The following is a 26380-nucleotide window of genomic DNA, read 5'->3' as shown; positions in this document are numbered from 1 at the left end:
GTACTTACCGTGCACAAAAGGAGACAGCAGGGACAGGCGGATGTATTCCACCTGCGGGTTCAGCTTGCCGGCATCATTTGCAAAAGAATCGCTTAGGTTCACCAGGTGCACCTGCGGGTACTTCGTGATGATTGCGTTCACGACCGCCTCAGCATCCGGAGAAAGAAGGATGTCGTCTTCGGCAATCAGCGCCCAATCGGCGTCACTTGCAACAAAATCACGCCACATATTCACATGGCTGAGCATGCAACCCTTCTCCGCGGGGCTAGGGTCACGATGCCAACGGCTACGGAAAAACTCAACGTCAAATTCTTCATCAGCGACGTGATTGTCGCGGTTATCCACCGCAGAATAACGGACAAAACCCTGCGCGGGAACACCCACTGAATAAAACGAATCGAAACGGTTCGCGCCATCCAGGCCCAGAACATACTTCAGAATCTTTGCCATATTTTTTTCCTTTCAATAGCTCATCCAGAAAACCTAAGCAATAGAAGATCGCAAAGGTTAATGATGAGTTTTCAGAACAACAGACCACCTGCACGACAGAAGGGGCCATCCATCTTAAAAATCAGTGCGTAATGCGTAAATGGCATGAAGTCTGAATATTGAGCGTGTGATAAATACGCACACTACTGTGCAACGTAGAAAGAATTCTATCATTCACCATGCACCAATCTCAGGTGTCCGCAGGTTAAAACGCGGTACGACACGCGTGTACCGGTGCACAGCAAAAACAAGCCCCTCCCTACCGCATACACACGATAGGGAGGGGATAAACGACAGGGCAGAAGACCCACGTATTCACATTTTTATGTGATGACAGTACCCCAATCCATCTCTGGGTTACCGTCTCTGGATTATCGTCCTAGACGCTGCTTCACATCTTCGAAAGTGGCATCCAGAATATTCTTTGCGTTCGCAATACGCTTCTTCGGCGCCAGGGCGATGCGCACCCGGTCGATAAAACCGGTGCCATGCTGCGTGCTCTTGAGACTTTCCAAGTGACGAACGCCAGAAGTTTGAATGAGGCTGGTGCCTTCCCAACCGCACAGGCCGGGCTGCACCAAATATATGTCCACTCCCCATTCTCGGTAGAGAGAATAATCATCAGCAACAACGCCGGGAACCGTCTCGCCATAACATTCTACGAGTCGTTCAGCTCCAGAACGCGAAAGAAGATACAAGGCAGCACCGTACAGAGGCTTTGAACCATAGGCACTACCCATACGGTACTTGCCGTACACAAAAGGAGCAAGCAATGAAAGACGGGGATAATCAACCTGCGGGTTGAGCTTGCCAGCTTCAGAAGCGTAGATATCGCCCAGGTTAACCATCTGCACGTGAGGATACTTTTCAATAATCCTCTCCACTACAGGCTGCAAGTCAGGGGAAATGAGGACATCGTCCTCTGCCAGCAAAGCCCAGTCGGCATCTGAAGCGAGGAAGTCCTTCCACATGTGGTAGTGGCTCAAAGCGCAACCCTTTTCGGCAGGCCTCGGCTCTTTACCGTAACGAGCCAAGAACAGCTTGCTATCGAATTGTGCATCAGTGACGTGATCATCACGGTTATCCACCGCAGAATAACGCTGAAAACCTTGAGCGGGTGCCCCCACCGAGAAGAAAGAATCAAACCGGTTAGCGCCGTCCAGTCCCAGAACGTATTTCAGAATTTTTGCCATGAATTTCCCTTTGCTGTGGCACACCCATACAGTCCTAATCTGAAACGACAGAAGCCATGCATGAGTGCCGAGTATTGACTTGGCACCGACAAACACAGAGCACGCCGAAAATATGCGTGCACGATAACAAATTGCCTAGTCAGTGAGTGATGAATCGTATGTATAAAAATACCCTATCACTCATGTGAAGATAGTACCCGGGAATTGGCGTGCGGCACCCTGTTATGTCTCGCACGTTACGCGATACCTCACGCGCTAAAGCTGAAAATAGCTACACAAAAGCTCCCCTCTGCCATATATGTGACAAAGAGGAGCTTTCTCAAAGAGGCTTAGTTATTTTGCCTTACCCAGGCGCTGCTTCACCTCATCAAGAGTGGCATCCAGAGCGTTCTTAGCATTCACCAAACGCATCTTCGGAGCCAACGCAATACGCACTCGATCCAGAGCGCTCGAACCCTTCTGATTCTCAGCCAGCATCTCCAGGTGGCTCTTACCGGAATCCAGGATCACGCTACTACCCTCCCAGCCGCACAGGCCAGGCTGCACAAAACGCACATCCACACCCCACTGCTGGTACAGCTTGTAATCATCAGCCACAGTACCCGGCACCTTATCCTCAAACTGCTTAAGCAGCAGCTCAGCACCCGAACGAGAAATAAGGTACAGACCCGTGCAGCCCAGGCGGGTCGAACCGTACGGCCTACCCATACGGTACTTACCGTGCACAAAAGGAGACAGCAGAGACAGACGAATATAATCCAGGCGCGGGTTCATAGTGCCCGCCTTGAACGAGTACGCATCGCACAGGTTCACCAGCTGAACCTGCGGGTATTTGGTGATGATCGCGTTCACGACTGCCTCAGCATCCGGAGAAATAAGGATGTCGTCCTCAGCAATCAGAGCCCAGTCAGCATCCGAGGCAACGAAGTCCTCCCACATCTTCACGTGGCTGAGCATGCAGCCACGCTCAGCCGGGGTGGGGTCACGATGCCAGCGGCTACGGAAAAGCTCAACATCAAATTCGTCATCGGTCACGTGGTTATCGCGGTTATCAACCGCAGAATAAGGCACGAAATCCTTCGCGGGCGCGCCCACCGAATAGAACGATTCAAAACGGTTCGCACCATCCAGGCCCAGAACATACTTCAGAATCTTTGCCATAGTGTCCTCCTAAGGCACCAGTCACCGGGTGCCAAACATATAAATCTCGTAGGGACGTTTGCAGCACCAATTTTGAACACGCTATTGAGGCACTATACATACCTAAATACTGCAAATCAGATCATGGCATAGCTGTTTGAGTGAATTGATGATAGTCGCTACAGTCTAGCACGCAGACACGCGCCGCGAGGCGACCCAGGGTAAGCAACCCAGAGTAGCTATCCGTACAGGCTGTACGCACCTACCACTGGCCATACACACGCTCCGAATTTTCGCGGATGAGGCGACATAGTGCTTCCAGCTCCTCACCGCGGTGAGCAGCCATAAAACGCACCGTGTAGTTTGTCATGTACGACGCGTTCGGGCGACCGCGGAAAGGATGCGGGGTCAAAAACGGCGCATCCGTCTCAGCCAGAATCAGCTCCGGGCGAGCCATGGCTAGCGATTCCTGAATACCCTTCGAATTTTTGAAGGTGACCGTGCCCGAGAAGCTCATGTACCAGCCGCGCTCGTTACAGATTTCGGCCAGCTCGGGCCCGCCCGAGTAGCAGTGGAACACGGTCCGCTCCGGCGCGCCCTCCTCGTCCAGGATGCGCACGACGTCCTCGTGGGCGTCACGGTCGTGAATCTGCAGTGCCAGGTTGTGTTTCTTCGCCAGGCGGATGTGCTCGCGGAAGCTGTAGTGCTGCGCCTCCTTACCCTCATCTCCGGTGCGGAAATAGTCCAGGCCGGTCTCACCGATGGCGCGCACGCGGTCGGCAGCGGCCAGGCGGTCCAGGGTTGCCAGCGCTTCGTCGAGGGTTCCGGCCTGCGCCAGCTCGGGCGCGGTGTTCGGGTGAATCGCGACGGCTGCGAGCACACGCTCATCGGCCTGGGCGGCGGCGACGGCGTAGAGGGAGGAGGGAATATCGCATCCGACCTGCACGATGGCGCCGATGCCGAGCTTCTCACCGGTGTCGAGCGCATCGCGGGCGCTGATTTCTACCTCGCCGTCGAGCAGGTCCATGTGGGTGTGGTTGTCCACGATGGGGTAGGGCAGCGGCTCGGGGGCGGGCGGGAAGAGCAGGTTACGGCTGCGTCCGTTCTCACCGGTCGTGGAGCGGCGGCGGGTGCCCTCCCCTCCCTCGGCGTCGCTAATACCCACGTAGAGCTCCGCCTCGTAGGGGGCGGGGATTTCGCCGGGCACGATGCTCCAGCCCTGCGGCAGCACGGTTCCCTCCAGTTGTGCGGGGGTGGGCAGGGTATACCCCGCCAGGGCTGCGAGAGCGTTCAGGTCCTCCTGGGTGATGGTGTTACCGGTGTGGTTCTGGCACATGGGGAATCCTTCTGTGTGTTTGCGATACCGCGGGATAGTCCGCGCAGGACAACCCGGGGGGCACACCCCGCGGGGTCACGGCGTCACAGTAATAACTATTCCGGGCGGTTCATTATTCCGAGCGGGCGGCCAGGGCGGCCTCGTACAGTTCGCGTTTGGAGGTTCCGGTCTCGGCGGCCACGGCGGCGCAGGCGGCCTTGAGACGCTCGCCGGCAGCCACGCGCTCGAGGACCAGCTGCACGACGTCCTGAGCTTCGGGGGTTTCGGGGGCCTGCGCACCCTCGACAATAATGACGATCTCGCCGCGAATACGCTCAGATCCTGCCCACTCGGTGAGCTCGGCCAGGGTGCCGCGGCGAACCTCCTCGTGGAGCTTAGTCAGCTCGCGGCTGACGGTGCCTCGACGGTCCGCGCCGAAGGTCTGTACAAAGTCAGCGAGGGTCGCGGCGGTGCGGTGCGGGGACTCGTAGAAGATCATGGTGCGTTCCTCCCCCGCCAGCGAGGCGAGGCGGCGCGAACGCTCGGAGCCCTTTCGAGCCAGGAATCCTTCGAAGGTGAAGCGGCCGGTGGGCAGGCCGGAGAGCGCGAGCGCGGTCAGCGCGGCGGAGGGGCCGGGCACCACGGTGACGGGCAGGTCTGCCTCGGCAACCGCGGCCGCGGCCACGTAGCCGGGGTCGGAGATGGTGGGCATGCCCGCGTCCGAGAGAAGCAACACGCGCCGGCCATCCTGCACCGCCTGCACGATGGTTGCGCTGCGTTCTTCTTCGTTGTGGTCGTGGTTGACGATGACGCGACCGCGGGTGCGCACACCGAGCCCGGAGGCGAGGGTCCGCAGCTTGCGGGTGTCCTCAACGGCGATGAGGTCTGCGGTGGCGAGGGCCGAGCGCAGGCGGTCGGAGGCGTCGGCCAGGTTACCGATGGGGGTGCCGCCGAGGATGAGCACGCCGCCTTCTTCGGAGGTGACGGGCACGTCGGTGTTGGGTGCATCGGCCGTTGAGGGTTCGGAGAGCTCGGCGGGTTCTTCGGGATATTCGGCGGCGGGTGCGGTCATGGCAGGCCTCGTGTCTGTGTCTGGTCTTCGCTTACCACCTAAGTGTAACGCTCGTTTTTTGGGCGGCGGGTGAGGGTAACGCTTTCCCCGCGGCGGGTGCTCCAGGCGTCATATACCCTCGTCACCGGGCGGAAATGGTGCATCATACTGTCTAACCATTTAGGATGGATGGGTGAAGATACCTAAGCTCTCCTCCCCCGAGGCCTCGACCGGGTCGAGCCAGGCCGCCGTCCGCGCAGGACGCTACGGCCTGGATTCCCTGCTCGATGCCCTCGCTGTCGCCTACATCCGGGCCCCGCGCTGGGGCTGGGTGGCTCCCACGCTGATTGTGTTGCTGGCCGGCGTGCTGCGCTTCTACAACTTGGCCCACCCGAACGCCATCGTCTTCGACGAAACCTACTACGCGAAGGATGCCTACTCCTACGTTCACTACGGCTACGAACTGAGTTGGACGAAGGACGCGAACGCCTCCTTCGTTGCGGGGCACCCATCGGGTATCCTGCCGGACTCGCCGGAGTACGTGGTGCATCCGCCGCTGGGTAAGTGGATGATTGCCGCCGGCATGGCGATCTTTGGCGATAATAATCCCTTCGGTTGGCGCATCTCGGCGGCCGTCATCGGTACGCTTTCGGTGGCGCTGATTGCCTACGCAGCGTGGTTGCTCTTCCGTTCTGTAACGGTTTCGACCATTGCGGCGCTGCTGGCCGCTGTGGACGGCCTCATGCTGGTTGAGTCGCGCCTGGCGCTGCTTGATATCTTCCAGATGTTCTGGATTCTGGCGACCTTCGTGTGCCTGCTCTTGGACCGCATCCACGCCCGGCGCGTATTGGCCCGCAATATTGCGGAGGCTGCCCGGCAGTACCGGGGGGAGCTCCCTCCGATGTCTTGGGGTCCGGGTATGGGCCTGCGGCTGTGGCGTGTGGCGGCCGGTGTGTGCGCCGGTGCCGCCGTGGGCGTTAAGTGGAACTCTCTCTTCTTTATCGCCGCGATGGGTCTGCTGACGGTTTTCTGGGATATGAATGCCCGCCGCATCGTTGGCCTGCCGAAGTGGGGGCTGATCGCTCTGGTGCGCGATGGTATCCCGGCCTTCGTGCAGATGATTGGCGTGGGTCTGCTGGTGTACCTGAGCACCTGGGCCGGCTGGTTCCAGTCTTCGAATGCGTACTTCCGTCACTGGGCTCAGGAGAACCCGGGCAAGGGCCTTTTGTGGCTCCCCGAGGATTTGCGTTCCCTGTGGGAGTACCACGCCTCCGCTTTCAAGTTCCACTCGGGTCTGAGCACCCCGCACACCTATTCCTCGCAGGCGTGGCAGTGGCTGATTCTGGGCCGCCCGACCTCGTACTTCTACGAGTCGCCGAAGCTGGGTTCTGCCGGGTGCACGGTAAAGTCCTGCTCCGAGGCCATCTTGAACATTGGTAACCCGGCAATCTGGTGGGCGTTTATTCCCGCGATACTGGTTGGCCTGTTCGTGTTCCTGCTCAAGCGGGACTGGCGTTTCGGCGCGCTGCTGCTGGTGTTCGGTGCCGGCTATTTCCCGTGGTTTATGTACCCGACCCGCACGATGTTCTACTTCTACGCGCTGTCCTTCGAGCCGTTCCTGATTCTGCTGCTGGCCGGTGCCCTGGGCCTGTGCCTCTCGGGGGCTCGCGGTTCAGTGGTGAGGGCGCGCGTCGGCGTGACAGTGGTTGTGCTGTACCTGGTGGGTGTGCTCGTGCTGAGCGCGTACTTCATGCCGCTGTGGACGGCTCAGGTCATCCCCTATGAGCAGTGGTACTCGCACATGTGGTTTAAGTCTTGGATTTAGAATCCCGGGCTTAGTCTGCTGGGTTTAGTCTGCCGACGCCCCAAAATACGCGAGGGGGCCGGAACTATAAGTTCCGGCCCCCTCGCTATGCGTTCTGACACGCGATGCTAGTTCTCGCCCACGCGGGCCGAGGCCAGCTTGACACGCAGTTCCTGGCGCTCCTGGCGGCGACGCTCCGCCTTGAGCTTGCGGTAGGTCGTGGGCCAGGTGGTCACCAGCAGAATCACAATCTGCACGACCACGATAACCGCTACGGCGATGGCCGCGTCAATCCAGAACTGCGGCGGGTAGAGGCGAATCAGGGTGCTTCGCACCGAGAATTCCCAGTTACCCTGCGGAAAGAACAGCTGGTGGAAGGTCGTGAAGAGCCAATCCCACCCGAAGGCTCCCACGACGCCCAACACCACGATGAGGCCGAGGGTAATCCAGGTGCCGGTGAAGAGGCTACGGCGAATCACCCCGGGGGCGCGCTCGCGCAGCGAGAGGCTGCTGAAGAGCGTGACCAGCACAAATACGGCGACGGCCATCGTGGCGATTAGCAGAACCCACTTCACGTCGTGCATGTGGTTGACCTCTGCGTCGGTGAAGGCAAGAGCGTTATCGGCGCCGGTGGTGATGCGCGCGAGGTACTCTCGCGGGGCAAAGTTGTTGATGTAGTCCAGGCCGTAGGAACCCAGGCGCATACGTTCGATGAGGTAGTAGCCGTAGCTATCCTCGGGGAACCCGGGACGGTGGTACTCGAACCAGAGGAAGGGCGCGGAGGCGACGGCGCGAATCGCAATCATCAGCACGCTCAGCGGTACGGCGAGGGCGATGAGCGTGGCACGCAGCCTCAGCAGACGCGGCTGATCCTGCATGGCATCCTGGCGGGCTGCGGCACGTTCCGCAGCCTCGGGTGAGGAGGCGAGCGAGGAGAGCGGTGCATTGGGGTCGGCGACAGTCCGGTTCTGGCCCGTGCGGGTGGTTTCGGTGCGGTACTTGCGGCTGCTACCCGTGGTGGTTGCGGCCTCGGCGGTGGCGACGCTCGCCGCCTGGGCGGGTGCATCCGCGGCGGGTGCACTGGAGGCGCCTGCGGGGGTTGCAGCTGTCGCTTCAGCTTCGGCGGCACGCTGCATGGTCTCACGGTTGAGATCGCTGAGCGTAGGGTTCTTGGGGGTGCTCTGAGAGTCACGGACCAGGGGCACGAAACCGGTGGAAACGTTAGTTCGGGTGCGCACGCGCGAACCAACACCCTGCTCGCGCAACTTGCTGCGGGCCGGAACGACGGGAACAGAACCGGTGGGCAGGTCGGGTTCTTCGGCAACGTTCGGAACGTCGGCGGCGATGCGTCCGAAGGCGCCGGTGTTCGGTGCCGGTTCGATGGCCTGACGGTTGGTCTGTCGTTCGGCTTGGCGGGCCTGCAGGAGCTCCTCTGCGTTGGTTCGACGGATGGCCGGGCGCAGGGCTCCCCACATGCCTCGAGGTGTTTCTTTGGTCATGGTCTCGCGTTCTATCGTGAGTGAGTGTCCGTTGAGTGTGTTCGGGCGGGTGAATACTACCTGCCAGTTTCTCACACGCAAAGAACCTTCCGCGGCAATTCGCGGAAGGTTCTTTACATTCTAGTGCTTTAAAGCTTAGCTTTCGGTGTCCACAGCCTGGACAGGTACCTTGTAGACTACGTGCCAGCCCTGCGGTGCGGTGAGTCGGGCGGCGTGCTCGTCGCAGAGGTCGTAGGCGTGAGGGTCACGAAACTCCGAGAGCTCATCGATGGTTGCGGTGGAGTCCGCGTAAGAGTAGTGGAGGGTGACGGTCGCCTCTCGTCGGCAGGTTTGGCGGGAGCACAGTCGCGCAGTCTGCATGTGGGTTGTACCTTCCTGGCTTAGCTCGCCTGCTTGCGTAGTCGGCGGCGTTCTCGTTCTGACAGACCGCCCCAGATACCGAAGCGCTCGTCATTGTCCATTGCATATTGTAGACACTCTTCGCGTACGGGGCATACACCGCACACCCTTTTGGCGTCCCGGGTGGAGCCGCCCTTTTCGGGGAAGAAGGCTTCGGGGTCGGTCTGGGCGCAGAGCGCTTCGGCTTGCCAGGCGAGCTCTCCGTCGTCTCCTTCGGTTCCGTAGAGTCCAGCGGCGGCAGCCCAAATATCGACGGGGGCGGGCTGTCGCCGCTCGGCGTCGGTTAGAAAGGCATCGGCGGCCTGTTCGAGTGATGGTGCAGGGTTCATGCTACGGTGCTGAGCGCCTGAGGTGCGTGCCGCGGTTATGCGGTCAGCGGCTAGGTAGGAGCCCATGGGTTTTCCTTCCGTGTTCTCATTGTGAGGATAATGAGTCTGCGGATCCGTCGTGGACGGAATCTTAGTGTGTATGGTGTGGCATGGTTCGCTTCAGCCTCTACGGTCCCCCAAAGCAAACACGCTTATATATCTATTAGACGTGCGACACGCCGTTTCGTCAAACTAGACTTAATGATTATTTAGATGTATATAACGTGACGATTATTTATTGTAATTGCGACTTTTATTTGGTTTGGGAACAAAAATATCGTCTCGCGAACGGCACGAAACCCCTCGTCGGGTTCGTCATCACGCACCTGGTTTCCGGGGCGGTTCCGGGCAGTCGGCTACATTTCGGGGCTCCGGCCCTAATTTTAGAAACCCGCCAATAAATTAAGAGTAGCCATACCTCAGCTATTTTTCGTCCGCACGTTTCCCAATTTATGCAGTTGTGCATATAGGCCCTTACGGACAAAAATTTCACACCCGTAACAAGAAAACTTTACATTAAGCGGTTTTATGACAAGCACTATTTGAAAATATCGCTCCGCGCCGCGTGTTTTTTCTTCTCGTTCCCTGAAAATTTTCTCCTTACCGTTCTATGACAATCTCTCCCCTCGGCCGCGTGGCCGAGATAACCCCCGGCTCTCTCCTCCCCCCCCCCGTGCCCGGCGCAATGCCTGCGGTGCGGTAGAGTGAAACCATGGTTACCCTATCCCCCACCGATCCCGCGGTTCCCGCCTCCCTCAACCGATTCTTTGAGGCCCTCAGCTCCGTGCAGACCCCCACACTCATCTGGTACTCCGACAACGGCGAGCGCATCGAGCTCTCCGGGCGCGTCCTCATGAACTGGGTCAACAAGACCGCCAACCTGCTCATCGAGGAATGTGACCTCGCCACTGAAGAGGCCTTCGATCTGCAGGCGCCCCTGCACTGGCGTCCTCTGGTGGTCGGCCTAGCCGCCCTGCGCGTGGGCGCAACTCTCGACCGGGAGGAGCCCCTGGCCGCCGCGGTATGCACCGAGCAGGACGCGCGCTTCGTCAACGGCCCAGCCTATCTTCTGGCGGTAGACCGCGCTCCCCTGGCCCTCGCCTACTCTGGGGATTTGACTGCTCTGCAAACCTACGCCGATGAAGTGCTCGATTTCTGTGCCCTGGTGCCCAGCATGGGTGACCACTACGAGGGTCTGCTGCCCGACGAGTCTGCCGAAGTGGTCGAGGGCTTCACCTACTCCGAGGCCTACGCGCAGATTCGCCAGCTAGCGGACTCGTACCGTGGCGAGACGCTTTCCGGCGGTCAGCGGGCGTTGGCCCTCATGCTAAGCCCCAGCTACGGTTTTGATTCCTCGGAGGCGACGCTGAGCACCCTGATGCAGGCCTTGGCCATCATGGCTTCGGGGCGCGCCGTGTTCCTGGCCGATCCGGCCGTTGAGTGGAGCGAAGAGCGGCTTGCATCCCTCCTGGAGGCCGAACGCGCCAAGGAACTGCCCTGTAGTTAGGCCCCCGATACGATAAGAGCGTGAAGATAAAGCACCGGCCCCGATACACGAAGTATCGGGGCCGCTGCTTTGTCTTTGATAGGGCTGGTGGTGGGCTCTGAGCGGTGCCGTTTAGCGGCCGCGCTCGGTACCGGATGCATTCGCCCCGCCGCTCTGAGCCTTGGAGCCTTCCGAGGCTTCGCCGTCCAGGATGGCGGCCGCGTCATCAAACATGCGGCCGAGTTCCTCATGGTCGGTGCCCTCACCCTTGGAGACCTGGTTACGGTGCGAGCCGTACACCCAGAAGCGGTAGAGGAAGTAACGCAGGATGGTGCCCAGGATGGTACCGATGATCGTACCGGAGATGAACGAGGCCTCCGCGGTGCGCAGGTTCAGCACGTAGGTGCTAAAGGCCACGCAGCCGGCCTCAACCATGATGCCCAGCAGGTTGACGATGCCGAATTCGACGGCCTCGCGCTTCCAGTTTTCGGAGCGGGATTCGCGGAAGGTCCACAGGCGGTTCATAAGCCACGAGAAGATGGTGGCCACGATACTTGCGACGACCTTTGCCTTCGTGTGGGACTGCGACATGACGGTCATCATGAGAACCCACACGGTAATGGAATTCACCACAAACGCAGCGCCACCGACGGTTCCGAACTTAAGCACCTCGATGCCGTAGCTGTCCCACAGGGATTTCAGTCGTTCGGTCATGGTGGGTTTAGTCTGTGCGCTCATGCGGGGCCTATCTAACAGGTGGTGTCGGTGGATAGCTTCCGGGTCCGCCAGAGCGGGGCCGCGAGGCAGAGACCGGGCGCCGGGGACTTTTCAAGCTCTTCATATGGTAGTACAGACCGGCCGGGTTATCCCTAGCCGCGCCGGATTTTTCAGTCAATACCCAGCCGGTAGCGGCAGCTTTTCCCCCGCCACAGGCAATCGCCCGCCCACAGTTCACGATACGGTTCATCTAACGTGTACGCCCCGAAGCGAGTACACTTAGGTGATGTGACTTACCCTGTGACTGGACCCGTAATTGGCGTCATCGGCGGAGGCCAGCTGGCCCGCATGATGGCCCCCGCAGCAACTAACCTTGGCATCAACCTGCAGATTCTCGCGGAGGCGCCCACCGTCGGCGCCGTGGCGGCGGTACGCACCGCCCCCGTTGGCGATTACAAGGATCTCGATACCCTCCGCGAGTTTGCCCGCGGCAAGGATGTCATCACCTTCGATCACGAGCACGTGCCCACCGAATTTTTACGCACCCTCATGGCCGAGGGTGTGAACGTGCAGCCTCAGCCCGACGCCCTGCAGTACGCGCAGGATAAGCTCCTGATGCGCCAGGCCGTCGAGCGCCTGGGTCTGCCGAACCCTCGCTGGGCTAAGGTTTCTACCCTGGACGAGCTTCTTGCCTTCGGCGATGAGATTGGCTGGCCCGTGGTGTTGAAGACCCCGCGCGGCGGCTACGACGGCAAGGGCGTGCTTGTGCTGGATTCCCCCGCCGAGGCTCGCGAGCGTAGCTCCGAATGGTTCGAGCAGTTGCCCTCGCGCACCGATTTCTCCGCCCTGCTGGCCGAGGAGAAGGTTCCCTTCACCCGCGAGCTTTCCGCACTGGTGGCTCGTCGTGAGAGCGGCGAGGTGCGCCCCTGGCCGGTCGTTGAGACCATCCAGGTGAACTCCATCTGTGACGAGGTGATTGCCCCCGCGCAGAACTTGGCCCCCGAGATTGCCGAGGCCGCCGCGGCCGCAGCCGTGACCATCGCCTCCGAGCTGGGCGTGACCGGCGTGATGGCCGCCGAGCTCTTCGAGGTGCCCGGCTCCCCCGCAGGCTTCTACATCAACGAGCTAGCCATGCGCCCGCACAACACCGGCCACTGGACCCAGAACGGTTCGGTGACCAGCCAGTTCGAGCAGCATCTGCGCGCCGTGCTGGATCTGCCGTTGGGCGATACCTCCGTGCTGGACGAGGTCGCCGTCATGAAGAACTACCTGGGCGGCGAGAACGAGGACATCTTCGGCGTCTACCCGCTGGCCCTCTCGGCCGAGCCTCGCGCCAAGATTCACTTCTACGGTAAGGAAACCCGACCCGGCCGCAAGATTGGCCACGTGAACATTTCGGGCCGGGTCGATGAGCTTGAGAACCTGCGCCACAGCGCCGCCAACGCCGCATCCATTTTGCGCGATGGCCGCCCCCTGTAGGCGACGGGCCACTCAAATATAGGTCGAGCGCGGGTTCTCTCCGCTGAGAACCCGCGCTCGACGCCCCTAGTGATGGTGGTATTCCACCGCATTGTGAAAGGATATGAGGATTATGTCTCAGTCTCCCTATGATTCCTCCCAGCCCATCGTCGGCATTGTGATGGGTTCCGATTCGGACTGGTCGGTCATGGAGGCCGCCGCCGAGGTGCTGGAAGAGTTCGGCATCCCCTACGAGGCTGACGTCGTCTCGGCGCACCGCATGCCCGAGGACATGATTGAGTACGGCAAGAAGGCTCACAGCCGCGGCATCCGCGTTATTATCGCCGGTGCCGGCGGTGCCGCTCACCTGCCGGGCATGCTCGCCTCGGTCACCGCTCTGCCGGTGATTGGTGTTCCGGTGCGCCTGAAGAACCTCGAGGGCATGGACTCGCTGCTGTCGATTGTTCAGATGCCCGCCGGCGTTCCGGTGGCTACCGTATCCATCAACGGTGCACGCAACGCGGGCCTGCTGGCCCTGCGCATCCTGGGTTCGGGCACCGATGCTTTCGCCCGCCAGGTGCACGACGACCTGCACGAGTTCTCGGCTAACCTGCGCCAGTCGGCTATCGACAAGGGCGCCGCCCTGCGCACCCGCGTGGCCGAGGCCAAGGCCAAGGCAGCCGCCGAGCGTGAGGCCGAGGAGAACGTCTCTTCAACCCGTCCGAACCCCGCCCCCGAGGCCTCCTCGGAGCCGCAGGCTTACGTTCCCTAAGCTCGGATACACTAGAGGAATGAGCAATATTCTTCAGTCCGATATTTGGGCACGTTTTCAGGAATCTAATGGTCACACCGTAATCCGCAAGAGCGGTAACGGCTGGTCGTACCTTGCAACCGTTGAGGGCGGCGCCACCGGCCGCTACCTGTACAGCCCGTACGGACCGGTTGCTTCGAGCGCTGTGGCCTTCGACGAGGCTCTCGCATCGTTGAAGGAAGAGGCCGCGAAGCTTCGTTGCCTGTTTGTGCGCATTGAGCCTACTGAATCCGCTATTTGGGGCGATCAGGATGCGGCTGCTTTCTTGGCTCGTCGCGGCGCGGTGCTGGCTCCTCGCCAGGTGCAGCCCTCGCACACGCAGATTATTGACCTCTCAGGCACCGAGGATGAAATCCTCAAGGGAATGAGCTCCAGTTACCGTAATCGTCATCGTAATATCCACAAAAAGGGCGTGACCGTCGAGGTCTCGACCGATCCTTCGGATATGTCGATTCTCTTCGGCTTCCTCGAGGAGACCGCAGAGCGTAACGGCTTCAACCGCCAGCAGGACGACTACCTGATGCAGGTGGCTCGCGTGCTGATGCCCGCCGGTGCGGCATCGCTCTACATTGCGAAGCTGGCGGGCGAGAACGGTGAGAGCACCCCGATTGCGGCGGCGTTCGTGTACGATTCGGACGATACCCGCACCTACGCGCACGCTGCGGCTTCCTTCGAGCACCGCAACCTTAGTGCAGGTGTTGTGGTGGTGACGAACTTCATCCTGGACGCTAAGCGTAAGGGCCTGAAGTACGTTGACCTCTTCGGCATCGCGCCGGAGGATCAGCCGGATCACGAGTGGGCCGGTTTCACGAAGTTCAAGAAGTCCTTCGGCGGCGAGTCGGTGGAGTACCCGGGTACCTGGGATGTGCCGGTCACCTCGCTGGGTTACCGTGCCTACACCCTGGCGTACAAGGCACGTCCGGCGGTTCGCGATGCAGTATCTAAGGCCAAGGAGAAGCTGCGTTCCCTGCGTTCGCGCTAACGCGTGCCGGTAACGGCGATAAACATAAGGAGCCGCCCCCGACCGAGTGATTCGGTCGGGGGCGGCTCCTTATGCTTGGAGGCTACCTCAATGGCTTATGCTTCGCCGGGGCTCTTGGTGTGCGAGAGAATCTCGCGCAGGCGGGAGAGGCGGTGCTCAGCCTCAACGGTGCGCACGGTACCGGAGGAGGAACGCATGACCAGCGACTGGGTGGTCACAACGTTCTTGTTGTAGCGCACGCCGCGCAGCAGCTTACCGTCGGTGATACCGGTTGCGGCGAAGAAGCAGTTGTCGCTGGTGACCAGGTCGTTGGTGGTCAGCACGCGGTCGAGGTCGTGGCCCGCGGCCAGTGCCTTCTCGCGCTCTGCCTCGTCGGTCGGTGCCAGGCGGCCCTGGATCACGCCGCCGGTTGCCTTAATGGCGCATGCCGCGACGACGCCCTCGGGGGTGCCACCGGTGCCGAGCATCAGGTCCACGCCGGTGTTCTCGCGGCAGGCCGCGATAGCGCCGGCGACGTCACCGTCGAGGATGATGCGGGTACGGGCACCTGCATCACGAATCTCCTGGATCAGCTTGGCGTGGCGGGGGCGGTCCAGCACGCAGACGGTCAGCTCGCTGACCTTCTTGCCCTTAGCCTTAGCGACCAGGTGCAGGTTCTGCTTAACGGGCAGGCGCAGGTCCACGAATTCGGCGGCCTCGGGGCCGGTGACCAGCTTCTCCATGTAGAACACGGCGGAGGGGTCGAACATGGTGCCGCCGTCTGCCACGGCAATCACGGAGAGGGCGTTGTCCATGCCGAGCGCGGTCAGGCGGGTGCCGTCGATGGGATCAACCGCCACGTCGAGGGAGGGGCCGGAGCCGTTGCCGACGTTCTCGCCGTTGTACAGCATGGGGGCCTTGTCCTTCTCGCCCTCGCCGATGACCACGGTACCGTTGAAGTGGATGGTGGAGAGGCGGTAGCGCATAGCGTCGACAGCTGCGCCGTCCGCAAGATTCTTTTCGCCCGCGCCAACCCAGGGACCCGCTGCGATGGCTGCGGCTTCGGTAGCGCGCACCAGTTCCATTGCCAGGTTACGGTCGCCGTGGTTATTGTTCGTAGTCATAGACTCACCTTCGAGAATTCTTGACAGCGCCGGTTGGCTGGACCTTTCCAGCACGAAATCACCGGCGATCAGTGCTCCTTTCAGGATAGCGCGCTTACGCACCGCTTTTCTCGTTATGAACGGGTTTTCGGGCGTGTTGACTTTACGGTGAGCAGATGCGACAAATCTGTGAGGGTTTCGTCTCTCTTCGGCGCTTCATACGCTCTGAGGCACTGATTTTGGATGTTGTGAAGGCGCGCCAAACTAGCTATTTTTCGCATATTTAAGGCATATTTGAGGTAGGTTCTTTCTCCGGGAGGCTCCCGGCAAGGAGCTGAGCTTCAGTGCGAGCGCCTGAAGCCCCACATACCCGTTCGCAGATTCGCTGGCTCCGACGGCACGCGTTATCTGTATTTGTCCGCTAAGGAGCATCACATGGCTGGCATCCAACCGACTCCCGCAGAAGCATGGAAGCGTCTGAAGGACGGTAACCGCCGTTTTGTTGAGGGTAGCAATGAGCACCCCAACCAGGACACGATTCGCCGCACCGACCTGGCATCGGGTCAGTTCCCCTTCGCCTCGATTTTCGGTTGCGGTGACTCTCGCCTCGCGGCAGAGATTATTTTTGATCTGGGCCTGGGCGACGCGTTCGTGGTGCGTACCGCCGGCCATGTCCTGGAGAATGCCGCGCTCGGCTCGCTGGAGTACGCGGTTGAGGAGTTTGAGACCCCCATTGTGATGGTTCTCGGTCACGACTCCTGCGGTGCTGTGACTGCGGCCAGCAAGTCCCTGGAGTCCGGTGAGATGCCGCACGGCTTCATCCGTAACCTGGTGCAGCACATCCTGCCTTCGGTGATGTCCCCGAAGCTACCCGAAAACCCGGTCGTCAACGATATGGTTCGTGAGCACACCCGCCAGACCGCTATCCGCATTATCGAGCAGTCCCACATCATTTCGGATGCGGTGGTTGAGGGTAAGGTCGCCGTAATTGGTGTCTTCTACCATCTGAAGGAGGGCAAGGCTGAGCTGGTGTTCAGTTCGCAGGACCTGACCCTGCCGGAGGAGAAGAACAACGGTCAGAACCCGCCGACCCAGACGCTCCCCGTGGTCGTGAAGACTCCCCCGCGCGTTGTGGTTGCGGAGAACCTGGACTAGAGCCCGGATTTATTTCTCCGGAGGGACGATAAAACGGCCCACCGCGAGAACCCACTCGTTCACACGCAAGACCATGTTTTTTCATGGGTAAGCCCCTCCCCTACGGTGTGTTCCCACATTCGCGGGGGTGGGGCTTTTTCCGTGCTCTGAATCCTGCAAAATTTATGAGCGTTTTTCCTCTTTTGACACCTTTTCGAGGCGACGTAAGCCACTTTGAACGCCTATCCTAGAGGTATGGCTGAAAACATTGAATACCGCATTGAACATGACACCATGGGCGAAGTTCGCGTTCCGGCTGATGCACTCTACCGTGCACAGACCCAGCGCGCAGTCGAGAACTTCCCGATTTCGGGTCAGACCCTCGAATCCGCCCATATTCGTGCGCTTGCCCTCGTGAAGAAGGCAGCCGCGACCGCCAATGAGGAACTCAAGGTGCTCGACGCTGAGCGCGCCCAGGCTATCCGCGACGCAGCGGATCTGGTAGCAACCGGTAAGTACGACGCCCACTTCCCCATTGACGTCTTCCAGACCGGTTCCGGTACCTCCTCGAACATGAACGCGAACGAGGTTCTGGCAACCCTGGCAACCCGTTCCCTGGAGTCCAAGGGCATTGAGGTTCACCCCAACGACCACGTGAACGCTTCCCAGTCCTCCAACGACGTCTTCCCCACCTCCGTGCACGTTGCTGTGACCGAGGCTCTGGTGAAGGACCTGATTCCCGCTCTGGAGGTGCTCGCTGAGTCCCTGGAGCGCAAGTCCGCAGAGTTCAAGGACGTTGTGAAGTCGGGCCGTACCCACCTGATGGACGCAACCCCCATCACCCTGGGCCAGGAGTTCTCCGGCTACGCCGCAACCGTGCGTTACGGCGTTGAGCGTGTGAACGCTTCCCTGCCCCGCGTGGCTGAGGTTCCCCTGGGCGGTACCGCTGTGGGTACCGGCATTAACACCCCGGACGGCTTCTCGGCTCGCGTGATTGAGCTACTGGCTGAGGAGACCGGTCTGCCCCTGACCGAGGCTCGCAACCACTTCGAGGCTCAGGCTAACCGTGACGGCCTGATTGAGGTTTCCGGTCAGCTGCGCACCCTGGCGTACGGCCTGATGAAGATCAGCAACGACATCCGCTGGATGGGTTCGGGCCCGAACACCGGCCTGGGCGAGCTGCACATCCCCGACCTGCAGCCCGGCTCCTCGATTATGCCCGGTAAGGTCAACCCCGTGATTTGTGAGGCAACCATTCAGGTTGCCGCTCAGGTCATCGGTAACGACGCAACCATTGCCCTGTCTTCCACTAACGGCGCGTTTGAGCTGAACGTGGGTATCCCGGTGATGGCTGCTAACCTGCTGCAGTCGATTCGCCTGCTCGCTAATGTTTCTCGTGTTTCGGCTGAGAAGATGATTGACGGTCTGACCGCTAACGTTGACCGTTGCCGCTTCCTGGCTGAGGCTTCGCCGTCGACCGTGACCCCGCTGAACAAGCTGATTGGTTACGAGGCTGCTGCGAAGATTGCTAAGTACTCGGTGGCTCACAAGGTGACTGTCCGTGAGGCAGTTGTGGCTCTGGGCTACGTGGAGCGCGGCGAAGTGACTGAAGAGCAGCTGGATGCGGCTCTGGACGTCACCAAGATGCTGGGCAACTTCTAATCCAAATCGTCTGATCACACCGCATACAGAATCGGGTGTGGCGCTACTGTTCCTACGGTATCGTCACACCCGATTTCTTATGTTCGTCTTGCCTCCCACGTGCGCAAAGGTAGTAGATACGACGGAGGGGCCCGCCTTTCGACGGGCCCCTCCGGGAGCGTTAAGCATCCCTTACGGACTAGCTGAACTGCCTCCACGCGGACATGTTACGCAGGTTCGAGCGAGCCATTGCCACGGCCTCCGCTGCGCCGCGGTTCAGCGCAATCTTGGAGAGCGAGGTGGCGAAGCCAACGATTTGCTTGGCCTCGACCTCGGGCGGCATCGACAGAGCGTTGGGGTCGGTAATGATCTCGACCAGGGAGGGGCCGCGGTGAGCCAGGGCGGTGCGCAGCGCACCTTCCAGGTCCTCGGCCTTCTCAACACGCTGAGCTTGGAAACCAGCGGCGGTTGCGATGTCGGCGTAGTTGACGAGCGGCACATCCACGCCGAAGTCCTCGAAGCCCTGAACCAGCTGCTCAAGCTTCACCATGCCCAGGGTGGAGTTGTTGAACACCACGATGGTCAGCGGCAGATCGTACATGACCGCGGTCAGAATATCACCCAGCATCATGGACAGGCCACCGTCACCCGAGACCGAGATGACCTGGCGGTTAGGCTCGGCAATCTGGGCGCCCAGGGCCATAGGCATGGCGTTCGCCATGGAGCCGTGGAGGAAGGAACCCAGCAGACGGCGCTTGCCGTTGGGGGTGATGTAGCGGGCGGTCCACACGTTGCACATGCCGGTGTCCGCGGTGAAGATGGCGTCATCGGAGGCCAGCTCATCCAGCACGGATGCGGCGTACTCGGGGTGAATCTTGCCCTTGGTGGGGTTGTGGGTGTAGGCACCGACGACCTTGGTCATGATCTTCTCGTTCTTCTTCAGGAGCTTCTCCAGGAACGAGCGGTCGCTCTTGCGCTGCACGAGGGGCAGAACGGCCTTCAGGGTTGCGGCAACGTCAGCCTCAATCAGCAGGTCGACGTTGGTACGGCGGCCCAACACCTCGCCGGCACGGTCAATCTGAACGGTCTGCACGTTGGGCAGGAACTGGTCGTAGGGGAAGTCGGTACCCAGCAGGAGCATCAGGTCGGAGTCCTTCATACCCTCTGCGGCCTCACCGTAGCCCAGCAAACCGGTCATTCCCACATCGAAGGGGTTGTCGTACTGGATGTACTCCTTACCGCGCATCGTGTGGCCCACGGGAGCCGCGACACGGTCGGCCAGCTGAACGACTTCATCATGTGCACCGGCCACACCGGCACCAGCGAAAATCGAAATCTTCTTGGCCGCGTTGATGCGATCGGCCAGGTCGCGCACGGTGGTCTCATCGGGAACGATGGTGCCGGGGCGGTAGTCGCCCCATGCGGGCACGTGGTCAACGGCATCCTGGATGGCAATATCGCCGGGAATCGATACGACGGCCACACCGCGGCGGGCGATAGCGTGACGCATACCGGAGTTGATGATGCGCAGGGTCTGGTGGCCAGAGACTGCCATCTCGTTGTAGACCGAGCAATCCTCGAAGATGCGCTCGGGGTGGGTTTCCTGGAAGTATCCGCTACCAATCTGGCCGGAGGGGATGTGGGAAGCAATCGCCAGCACCGGAGCGTGGGAGCGGTTGGCATCGTAGAGACCATTGATGAGGTGGGTATTGCCCGGACCGCACGAGCCGGCGCACACGGCCAGCTTACCGGTCACCTGGGCCTCGGCGCTTGCGGCAAAGGCCGCGGCTTCCTCGTGGCGCACGTGAATCCAGTCGATACCGCCGTTCTTCGAGCCGCCGGAGGCGCGCACTGCGTCCACGATGGGGTTCAGGGAGTCGCCCACCACGCCGTAGATACGCGTGACACCGGCCTCGACGAGCTGTGCGACAATCTGTTCTGCCAAGTTCATAATTACCCTCTTTCGTTGGCGTTCCACGGGGTGCAACGGCCCGGTGGGGAACGCTGTGTATCCCCTCAGACTAGCACTCTTTCCTCGTCAAAGAAGGTCTTGCTTTTAAAACACTTAGGGTGTATCAACTTGGCATAAAGTCGGGTCTCGTTCGCGCAGGGCGGAGGGCAACCCTCGCTTGGCTAGTCCTCTTCCGGCGGCACCGACTCCAAACCAAAACGGCAGTGGCCGTCATAGTTCAGCGCCGCATCAATACGGTCCAGCATCCGCTCCGAAAGCAACGCACGCTCCGCCGGGTCAGACACATCCACCCAACGCACCTGCGAAGACTCCTCGTCGTTCACCTTTGCCTCACCAGAAACCCAGCGGCACAAGAACGTATGATCCAAGAACTGGCAGCGGTCACCATTACCGAACTGCATGGCAGGGTCAGCCTTCACCTGCGCCAGCTCCAGCACCTCAATCTGCACATTCGCTTCCTCCTGCGCCTCACGCAGGCAGGTCAGCGCGGGGCTCTCCCCCGGGTCCACAATGCCCGTAATCGGGGTCCACGCCCCGTTATCGCTACGGCGCACCAGCAGCACCTTAGCATCCTGCTCACGGTACACCACAGCCGTCGCACCGGACAGCCACAGGTAATCCGAACCGATCCGCTCACGTAGCTTACGGATATAGGGAGGAGTAGGCATAACATCAACCTTTCAAAAGCCCCGGCAGTTCTGCCGAGAAATAGGTGCTAGGGAGCAGAGCGAACAGCCGCGAGCCGCACGAAGAACAAGCCCGCCACTTAGCCGGACGGTCACCCTACTTCGGAATCTACCACAGAGAATACGCAGGAGCCGCCAACGCCACCAGCGCACCCAGAAGCATAAACGGGCCGAACGCAATGCGGGTGCTACCGCGCGCCTTCGTGAACAGCACCAGAGCCAAAGACACCAGACCACCGGCAAGGAACGTTACCAGCGACGCCCAGCCCAGGTTCGCCCAGGACAGGTACCCGAGCACGCCGCCCAGGATGCCGGCGAGCTTCACATCCCCGCGGCCCAGCGCGCCAAAGGACAGAATACGCAGAAGCCCGTAGCAGAACCAGAGCGCCAGACCGGCACCAATCACGCGCCAAATATCGGCGGGACGGCCCGCAAAAAGCAAAGACACCGGCAGTGCCGTATAGGTGGCAATAGCCAGAGGAATCAGGATGCGGTGCGGCAGCCGGTGCTCCCGCACATCAATACGCCACAGCCGCAGGGTGCACCACAAAAAATACAGCAGGTAGCTGCCGAGCACCAGAGCGGCAATAACGGAGGCGCCGCCTGCGTGGTAGAGGCGGGAAAGCTCAGCGAGCATAGAACGTCCATTCTGTAATGCTGGAGGCTGTACTACCGGAGGCTACTAGTCAGGAACAGCCAGCCAAGAAACACGAGCCAACGGCGCTAGACCCTTAGCCTCTAGGAAGCTTCTAGGAACCGAAGCGGCGGGAACGGTTCGCGTAGTCCCGCAGGGCACGCAGAAAATCAACGCGCGTGAAATCCGGCCACAGGGCACGGCAGAAATAAAACTCAGAATACGCACTCTGCCAGGTCATAAAACCGGACAGGCGCTGCTCACCCGAAGTGCGGATCAGCAGGTCCGGGTCGGGCATATCGGCGGTGTACAGGTGCGAGGAAATATCCTCAACGTTCAGCAGGTCAGCCATATCCTCGAGAGAGGTTCCCTTCGCGGCGGCTTCGAGCAGAACCGAGCGGACCGCATCCACAATCTCCTGGCGGCCGCCGTAACCGACCGCAATGTTCACCCGCACGCCGGATAGGTGCGCAGTCTGCTCAATCGCCCAGTCCAGGCGCTCGTGCAGCTGCCGAGGAATCAGGTCAATATTGCCGATAGCGCGCACCGGACCGCACGCAGACTCCACCAGCCGTACCAGGAAGTTATCGATGACCGCCACCAGGCCGGTCAGTTCCTTCTCGGGGCGCTTGAGGTTCTCAACCGAGAGCATGTACAGGCTCACCTGCGGAATCGACAGCTCGGTGCACCAGGCCAGAAAATCAATAATTCGCTCCGCACCGGCGGCGTGGCCCTCACGGGTGCTCAAGCCGCGCTGAGCCGCCCAGCGGCGGTTACCGTCCACCAGCACTCCAATGTGGGCGGGCAGGATTTCAGGGCTCAGCGAGCGCTCCAGGGCCCGCTCGTAGACGGTCAGCTCCGTGACAGTACCGGGGTTGCTGGCATGACCGTGCACGGTAATCACGGGCAGGGCGTTAGCGCTCATGGCTCGTACCTCATTCGGCTGTCGAAGCGGATGCATCACGGGCTCTACGGTGTGAGAGCCCAAGCTCTAATTCTACGCCCCGGGCGCGCGCCGCGGGGCTCCCCGCGGGTGCGGAAGGGCTGAGAATCGGCTCAAAGTTTGTGGCATCTGGTGGCGGCATTCGGGGTTGTGTGCAGAGGCTGCACACATGACGTGCCTAAGAATGGATGATGCCCTTCACCTACGACTCATATCGTGGGTGAAGGGCATCATTGGCTAACGTGGGGCGTTGCGCCCCAGCCTAGATAACGTAGTAGTCGCTCAGGCCCTCGTCCAGGCTAGATTCGGGCAGCTGAACCTCAGCGTGCGAGGCGGCCAGCGTGTAGTCCTCCCAGGGCCAAATATCCTTCAGCTGTTCGCTGGGAACGGCGAAGAACACGCCGTTCGGGTCCACCTGCGAGGCGTGCGCGCGCAAAGCCTGATCGCGCTGCTCAAAGTGGTCGGTCACCAGGATGCGGGTCGTAGTCTCGTGGCGAGGCGCCTCCCCCGAGGAGGCGCGGTGCGCGAGGTTCTCAATCCAGCCGCTCAGCAGGCTCTCACCGTGCGTATCGAGCAGATGCTCGTGCAGGGCGAGGGTGCGTTCGGGGTTGAATGCGCGGTCGTAATAGAGCTTCAGCGGGGTCCAGGGCTCGCCCTCACCCACGTAGGCTTCCGGGTCGCCTGCCTTCTCGAATGCTTCCACGGCAACCTTGTGGGTCATGATGTGGTCGGGGTGCGGGTAGCCGCCAATCTCGTCATAGGTGATGATGATGTGCGGGCGGTACTCACGCACCAGACGCACGAGCGGCGCGGCGGCACGATCCAGGGGCATGGTGCCGAAGCTACCGAAGGGAAGCGGCGGCATGGGGTCGCCCTCGGGCAGACCAGAGTCGAAGAAGCCAATCCAGCGGTGTTCAATACCCATAATCTCGCGGGCAGCCGCCATCTCAGCGCGGCGCAGACCCGGTAGGTCGCGGTGCGCACGCGGGCTTTTATCGATCTCCTCATTCAGGATGTCACCGCGCTCGCCGCCGGTCATCGTCGCCACCATGAAGCGGGCACCACGGGCAATATACGCCGAGGCGGTACCGGCGCCCTTGGAGGACTCGTCGTCCGGGTGTGCGTGCACGGCCAGGATGCGCAGACCGGTGTAGTCCTCCTCCAACGGTTTGAGGGAGTCCACGGGAGGGTGAGTCGGCAGGTTTGCCTTCAGCTGTTCAATGGCTTCGCTCACGGTGGTCTCCTTTAGGTGATGCGCCAGGGGGTCGATGATGTGTCTGTGACTCGCAAATGCGAGCGCTACACGGCAGAAATTTTACGGTTGTAGCTTCTCGTATGATACCCAAGGATAGCGCCGGTGTACTAGCGCAGATGACGCCGTGTGACATCGTGAAACGTGCCGTCATATCAGCAGATTCACGGGCAAGAAACAGGCTTATGCTGGCGGAGTGTTCAGCTACCGGCGTGCGTACCAACGAAGATGCGCTCAGAGGGGAAGATACGACCGGCATAACAGCCGAAAACCCTCCGGTGCTCTAGAATAGGTCTGTTGATTCATTCCGTTACCGGTACCGCCGCGCATTGAACGCGGCACGCGGTAGCGGGTTTATTCGTTTCGCACCGGCAACGCCGGCGCATAAGCAAAGGACACGCATGGCTGACAACACCGGTGCATGGCTCACTCAGGACGCCTTCGACCGCCTCACCCAGGAGCTGGAGTACCTCTCCGGCCCGTACCGCCAGGAAATCGTCGACCGCATCGCGCAGGCACGCGACGAGGGCGACCTCCGTGAGAACGGCGGCTACCACGCCGCCCGCGACGAGCAGGCCAAGAACGAGGCACGCATCAAGCAGCTCAAGCACCTGCTGGAGACCGCCCACATTGGCGACGCCCCCGTCGATGACGGCGTCGTGGCCCTGGGTATGGTCATTGAGGCCGAGGTTGCGGGCCGCCACCTGAAGTTCCTGCTTGGTTCCCGCGAGATCGAGGACACCCTCCCCGCCGGCACCGATCTGAAGGTCTTCTCGGAGAAGTCCCCGCTGGGTGCCGCAATCCTGGGCGCTAAGCAGGGCGACGAGGTTTCCTACACCGCTCCGAACGGTAAAGAGCTGAGCGCCAAGATTGTCTCTGTGACCCCCTACCACGCCTAAGTCGAGGCTCATAGATTTGCGGCTGTCGAGGCCCACGGCCCCAGCGCCAACACGCTAAAAGTGCGGGGTGCCGATTCTTCGGAATCGGCACCCCGCACTTTTTATGTCTTCCGCTTCACCACGTGAAGATTCACGAGCGAGCGGCAACCCACAAAATGTAAGGTCGGCTTAGTAGACGATAATCGGCTTGAAGCCCTCGTCCTCCAAGGCAGAAATGACCTGGCGGCAGTGCTCCACACCCTTGGTTTCCATGTCGATGGTGATGGACACATCGCCCATGGAGAGCGAGCCACCCACGCGGGTGTGATCCACACCGGTAACGTTCGCGTCGTTCTCGGAGATGATGCGTGAGATGGTTGCCAGCTCACCCGGGCGGTCAGAGAGCATCATCTTAATGGTCATGTAGCGGCCGGCAGCAGAAAGACCGCGCTGAATCACCTTCAGCATCAGCATCGGGTCGATATTGCCGCCCGAGAGCACGCACACGACGGTGCCCAGGTCGCCGTACTCTTCCTTCAGCTTGCCGTTCATCAGCGCCGCCACGGGCACCGAACCGGCGGGCTCCACCACAAGCTTGTTGCGTTCCATGAGGAAAATGAGGGCGCGGGCGATATCGTCTTCGCTCACGGTCGCCACGTCATCCACCAGCTCCTTGATGATGGAGAAAGGCATCTGGCCGGGGCGGCCCACGGCGATACCGTCGGCGATGGTGGAGACCTTCTTCAGGGGCACCAGAGCATCCGCAGCGAGGGACAGCGGGTAGGCCGCGGCGTGCTCCGCCTGAACACCGATAATCTTGATCTTCTTGCCGAGCTCCTGCTCCTTCGCGCGAATCGCCGCGGACAGGCCGGCCAGCAGGCCGCCGCCGCCAACACCCACGATGACGGTATCCACATCGGGCACCTGCTCCAGAATCTCCAGACCGATAGTGCCCTGACCCGCGATAATGTCTTCATTGTCGAAGGGGTGCACGAAGACCGCACCGGTCTCTTCGGCGTAGCGCTTCGCCTCCGCCAGGGCCTCGTCCACGGTCACGCCGTGCAACTCAACCTCGGCACCGTGATCGCGGGTTGCGGTAATCTTCGGCAGCGCCGCGCCCAGCGGCATGTAGATGCGGGCCTTAATGCCCAGGCGGTCAGCCGCCAGGGCCACACCCTGCGCGTGGTTACCCGCGCTCGCGGCCACCACGCCGCGCTTCTTCTCCTCCTCGGAGAGCTTTGCCATGCGCACATACGCGCCGCGCACCTTGAACGAACCGGCGCGTTGCAGGTTCTCACACTTGAAGAACACCTCGGAACCCAGGCGCTGGCTCAGGGCACGCGAATGGGCGACCGGGGTGCGTTCAATAACGCCTTCGAGCAGCTCTGCGGCACGTTCAATATCGGTAATGGTCACGGGCAGGGAGTCGAGATCTACGCTCACGGG

Annotated in this window: 24 protein-coding genes; 8 read left to right on the top strand and 16 right to left on the bottom strand. The window is 61.0% G+C overall.

Annotation, left to right across the window (positions count from 1 at the left end; all coding sequences use genetic code 11):
• From HMPREF2874_RS02780 to rsmI, 5 genes are all read right to left on the bottom strand, one after another.
• Positions 1-450, bottom strand: a 450-nt coding sequence (locus tag HMPREF2874_RS02780; protein ID WP_141754211.1) for a glycosyltransferase family 25 protein, incomplete at its 3' end; no start/stop codon positions are given.
• Positions 451-860: 410 nt separating this feature from the next.
• Positions 861-1682: a glycosyltransferase family 25 protein gene (locus tag HMPREF2874_RS02775; RefSeq protein ID WP_070648866.1), complete on the bottom strand. Its 822-nt coding sequence runs from the start codon at positions 1680-1682 to the stop codon at positions 861-863.
• Between the two features lie 333 nt (positions 1683-2015).
• On the bottom strand, positions 2016-2843 hold the full coding sequence (locus tag HMPREF2874_RS02770; RefSeq protein WP_070648865.1) for a glycosyltransferase family 25 protein: 828 nt from the start codon (positions 2841-2843) through the stop codon (positions 2016-2018).
• Between the two features lie 241 nt (positions 2844-3084).
• Complete coding sequence (locus tag HMPREF2874_RS02765; protein ID WP_070648864.1) at positions 3085-4158, bottom strand: TatD family hydrolase; 1074 nt, start codon at positions 4156-4158, stop codon at positions 3085-3087.
• 112 nt (positions 4159-4270) lie between these two features.
• Positions 4271-5209 (bottom strand): 16S rRNA (cytidine(1402)-2'-O)-methyltransferase, encoded by a 939-nt coding sequence (gene rsmI, locus HMPREF2874_RS02760; RefSeq protein WP_070648863.1) that lies wholly within the window; start codon positions 5207-5209, stop codon positions 4271-4273.
• A gap of 172 nt (positions 5210-5381) precedes the next feature.
• Here rsmI and HMPREF2874_RS02755 point away from each other — a divergent pair, with 172 nt between their 5' ends.
• Positions 5382-7013, top strand: a complete 1632-nt coding sequence (locus HMPREF2874_RS02755; RefSeq protein WP_070648862.1) for a dolichyl-phosphate-mannose--protein mannosyltransferase — start codon at positions 5382-5384, stop codon at positions 7011-7013.
• Between the two features lie 107 nt (positions 7014-7120).
• Here the strand turns inward: HMPREF2874_RS02755 and HMPREF2874_RS02750 are convergent, their stop codons facing one another.
• The 3 genes from HMPREF2874_RS02750 to HMPREF2874_RS08985 all read right to left on the bottom strand — a co-directional run bounded on the left by HMPREF2874_RS02750 (position 7121) and on the right by HMPREF2874_RS08985 (position 9360).
• On the bottom strand, positions 7121-8491 hold the full coding sequence (locus HMPREF2874_RS02750; RefSeq protein WP_070648861.1) for a TIGR01906 family membrane protein: 1371 nt from the start codon (positions 8489-8491) through the stop codon (positions 7121-7123).
• A gap of 135 nt (positions 8492-8626) precedes the next feature.
• A complete protein-coding gene (locus HMPREF2874_RS02745; RefSeq protein ID WP_049333002.1) occupies positions 8627-8851 on the bottom strand; it encodes a DUF3499 family protein in 225 nt (74 codons plus the stop codon).
• Positions 8852-8871: 20 nt separating this feature from the next.
• Complete coding sequence (locus tag HMPREF2874_RS08985) at positions 8872-9360, bottom strand: WhiB family transcriptional regulator (RefSeq protein ID WP_239663109.1); 489 nt, start codon at positions 9358-9360, stop codon at positions 8872-8874.
• Between the two features lie 610 nt (positions 9361-9970).
• Here HMPREF2874_RS08985 and HMPREF2874_RS02735 point away from each other — a divergent pair.
• Positions 9971-10765 (top strand): TIGR03089 family protein, encoded by a 795-nt coding sequence (locus HMPREF2874_RS02735; protein WP_070648860.1) that lies wholly within the window; start codon positions 9971-9973, stop codon positions 10763-10765.
• A 111-nt stretch (positions 10766-10876) separates the two neighbouring features.
• Here the strand turns inward: HMPREF2874_RS02735 and HMPREF2874_RS02730 are convergent, their stop codons facing one another.
• Complete coding sequence (locus HMPREF2874_RS02730) at positions 10877-11482, bottom strand: GtrA family protein (RefSeq protein WP_049346531.1); 606 nt, start codon at positions 11480-11482, stop codon at positions 10877-10879.
• 327 nt (positions 11483-11809) lie between these two features.
• Between HMPREF2874_RS02730 and HMPREF2874_RS02725 the strand changes: the two genes are divergently transcribed.
• The 3 genes from HMPREF2874_RS02725 to HMPREF2874_RS02715 all read left to right on the top strand — a co-directional run bounded on the left by HMPREF2874_RS02725 (position 11810) and on the right by HMPREF2874_RS02715 (position 14712).
• The gene (locus tag HMPREF2874_RS02725; RefSeq protein ID WP_239663108.1) at positions 11810-12940 is read left to right on the top strand and encodes a 5-(carboxyamino)imidazole ribonucleotide synthase; all 1131 of its coding nucleotides are present in this window, start codon (positions 11810-11812) and stop codon (positions 12938-12940) included.
• Positions 12941-13052: 112 nt separating this feature from the next.
• A complete protein-coding gene (gene purE / locus HMPREF2874_RS02720; protein WP_070648859.1) occupies positions 13053-13691 on the top strand; it encodes a 5-(carboxyamino)imidazole ribonucleotide mutase in 639 nt (212 codons plus the stop codon).
• Positions 13692-13710: 19 nt separating this feature from the next.
• Positions 13711-14712 (top strand): lipid II:glycine glycyltransferase FemX, encoded by a 1002-nt coding sequence (locus HMPREF2874_RS02715; RefSeq protein WP_070648858.1) that lies wholly within the window; start codon positions 13711-13713, stop codon positions 14710-14712.
• A 95-nt stretch (positions 14713-14807) separates the two neighbouring features.
• Here HMPREF2874_RS02715 and glpX read toward each other — a convergent pair whose 3' ends face one another.
• Entirely contained in the window at positions 14808-15815 is a 1008-nt protein-coding gene (gene glpX / locus HMPREF2874_RS02710; RefSeq protein WP_070648857.1) for a class II fructose-bisphosphatase, read from the bottom strand.
• Positions 15816-16229: 414 nt separating this feature from the next.
• Here glpX and HMPREF2874_RS02705 point away from each other — a divergent pair, with 414 nt between their 5' ends.
• Both HMPREF2874_RS02705 and HMPREF2874_RS02700 read left to right on the top strand, forming a co-directional pair.
• Positions 16230-16949, top strand: coding sequence for a carbonic anhydrase (locus HMPREF2874_RS02705; protein WP_049342936.1), 720 nt, complete (start codon positions 16230-16232; stop codon positions 16947-16949).
• Positions 16950-17183: 234 nt separating this feature from the next.
• Positions 17184-18590, top strand: coding sequence for a class II fumarate hydratase (locus HMPREF2874_RS02700; RefSeq protein ID WP_070648856.1), 1407 nt, complete (start codon positions 17184-17186; stop codon positions 18588-18590).
• Between the two features lie 178 nt (positions 18591-18768).
• On the opposite strand, the gene HMPREF2874_RS02695 is transcribed toward HMPREF2874_RS02700, so the two are convergent.
• From HMPREF2874_RS02695 to mca, 5 genes are all read right to left on the bottom strand, one after another.
• Complete coding sequence (locus tag HMPREF2874_RS02695) at positions 18769-20520, bottom strand: pyruvate dehydrogenase (RefSeq protein WP_049333017.1); 1752 nt, start codon at positions 20518-20520, stop codon at positions 18769-18771.
• Positions 20521-20702: 182 nt separating this feature from the next.
• Positions 20703-21209, bottom strand: coding sequence for an NUDIX hydrolase (locus HMPREF2874_RS02690; RefSeq protein ID WP_070648855.1), 507 nt, complete (start codon positions 21207-21209; stop codon positions 20703-20705).
• A 127-nt stretch (positions 21210-21336) separates the two neighbouring features.
• On the bottom strand, positions 21337-21864 hold the full coding sequence (locus HMPREF2874_RS02685; protein WP_070648854.1) for a prepilin peptidase: 528 nt from the start codon (positions 21862-21864) through the stop codon (positions 21337-21339).
• Positions 21865-21976: 112 nt separating this feature from the next.
• Complete coding sequence (gene uppS, locus HMPREF2874_RS02680) at positions 21977-22786, bottom strand: polyprenyl diphosphate synthase (protein WP_049333023.1); 810 nt, start codon at positions 22784-22786, stop codon at positions 21977-21979.
• A 280-nt stretch (positions 22787-23066) separates the two neighbouring features.
• The gene (gene mca, locus HMPREF2874_RS02675; protein ID WP_049327911.1) at positions 23067-24038 is read right to left on the bottom strand and encodes a mycothiol conjugate amidase Mca; all 972 of its coding nucleotides are present in this window, start codon (positions 24036-24038) and stop codon (positions 23067-23069) included.
• A gap of 419 nt (positions 24039-24457) precedes the next feature.
• Between mca and greA the strand changes: the two genes are divergently transcribed.
• Positions 24458-24955 (top strand): transcription elongation factor GreA, encoded by a 498-nt coding sequence (gene greA, locus HMPREF2874_RS02670; protein WP_049346542.1) that lies wholly within the window; start codon positions 24458-24460, stop codon positions 24953-24955.
• A 168-nt stretch (positions 24956-25123) separates the two neighbouring features.
• Here the strand turns inward: greA and ilvA are convergent, their stop codons facing one another.
• A complete protein-coding gene (ilvA, locus tag HMPREF2874_RS02665) occupies positions 25124-26377 on the bottom strand; it encodes a threonine ammonia-lyase (protein WP_070648853.1) in 1254 nt (417 codons plus the stop codon).
• Positions 26378-26380 lie beyond the last annotated feature (3 nt).

Source organism: Rothia sp. HMSC068F09 (assembly GCF_001812775.1).
In the GTDB taxonomy this organism is placed as follows: Bacteria; Actinomycetota; Actinomycetes; order Actinomycetales; family Micrococcaceae; genus Rothia; species Rothia mucilaginosa_A.
This window is presented reverse-complemented; position numbering and strand designations above follow the sequence as displayed.

What these genes read in the sequence shown, in the direction of transcription:
- HMPREF2874_RS02725 (WP_239663108.1), top strand. Translation starts at nt 11,810, where the DNA reads ATGATGGCCCCCGCAGCAACTAACCTTGGCATCAACCTGCAGATTCTC.
- HMPREF2874_RS02715 (WP_070648858.1), top strand. Translation starts at nt 13,711, where the DNA reads ATGAGCAATATTCTTCAGTCCGATATTTGGGCACGTTTTCAGGAATCT.
- HMPREF2874_RS02705 (WP_049342936.1), top strand. Translation starts at nt 16,230, where the DNA reads ATGGCTGGCATCCAACCGACTCCCGCAGAAGCATGGAAGCGTCTGAAG.
- HMPREF2874_RS02750 (WP_070648861.1), bottom strand. Translation starts at nt 8,491, where the DNA reads ATGACCAAAGAAACACCTCGAGGCATGTGGGGAGCCCTGCGCCCGGCC.
- greA (WP_049346542.1), top strand. Translation starts at nt 24,458, where the DNA reads ATGGCTGACAACACCGGTGCATGGCTCACTCAGGACGCCTTCGACCGC.
- rsmI (WP_070648863.1), bottom strand. Translation starts at nt 5,209, where the DNA reads ATGACCGCACCCGCCGCCGAATATCCCGAAGAACCCGCCGAGCTCTCC.
- HMPREF2874_RS02775 (WP_070648866.1), bottom strand. Translation starts at nt 1,682, where the DNA reads ATGGCAAAAATTCTGAAATACGTTCTGGGACTGGACGGCGCTAACCGG.
- purE (WP_070648859.1), top strand. Translation starts at nt 13,053, where the DNA reads ATGTCTCAGTCTCCCTATGATTCCTCCCAGCCCATCGTCGGCATTGTG.
- HMPREF2874_RS02735 (WP_070648860.1), top strand. Translation starts at nt 9,971, where the DNA reads ATGGTTACCCTATCCCCCACCGATCCCGCGGTTCCCGCCTCCCTCAAC.
- glpX (WP_070648857.1), bottom strand. Translation starts at nt 15,815, where the DNA reads ATGACTACGAACAATAACCACGGCGACCGTAACCTGGCAATGGAACTG.
- HMPREF2874_RS02700 (WP_070648856.1), top strand. Translation starts at nt 17,184, where the DNA reads ATGGCTGAAAACATTGAATACCGCATTGAACATGACACCATGGGCGAA.
- HMPREF2874_RS02770 (WP_070648865.1), bottom strand. Translation starts at nt 2,843, where the DNA reads ATGGCAAAGATTCTGAAGTATGTTCTGGGCCTGGATGGTGCGAACCGT.
- HMPREF2874_RS02685 (WP_070648854.1), bottom strand. Translation starts at nt 21,864, where the DNA reads ATGCTCGCTGAGCTTTCCCGCCTCTACCACGCAGGCGGCGCCTCCGTT.
- HMPREF2874_RS02745 (WP_049333002.1), bottom strand. Translation starts at nt 8,851, where the DNA reads ATGCAGACTGCGCGACTGTGCTCCCGCCAAACCTGCCGACGAGAGGCG.
- HMPREF2874_RS02690 (WP_070648855.1), bottom strand. Translation starts at nt 21,209, where the DNA reads ATGCCTACTCCTCCCTATATCCGTAAGCTACGTGAGCGGATCGGTTCG.
- uppS (WP_049333023.1), bottom strand. Translation starts at nt 22,786, where the DNA reads ATGAGCGCTAACGCCCTGCCCGTGATTACCGTGCACGGTCATGCCAGC.
- HMPREF2874_RS02695 (WP_049333017.1), bottom strand. Translation starts at nt 20,520, where the DNA reads ATGAACTTGGCAGAACAGATTGTCGCACAGCTCGTCGAGGCCGGTGTC.
- HMPREF2874_RS02765 (WP_070648864.1), bottom strand. Translation starts at nt 4,158, where the DNA reads ATGTGCCAGAACCACACCGGTAACACCATCACCCAGGAGGACCTGAAC.
- HMPREF2874_RS02730 (WP_049346531.1), bottom strand. Translation starts at nt 11,482, where the DNA reads ATGAGCGCACAGACTAAACCCACCATGACCGAACGACTGAAATCCCTG.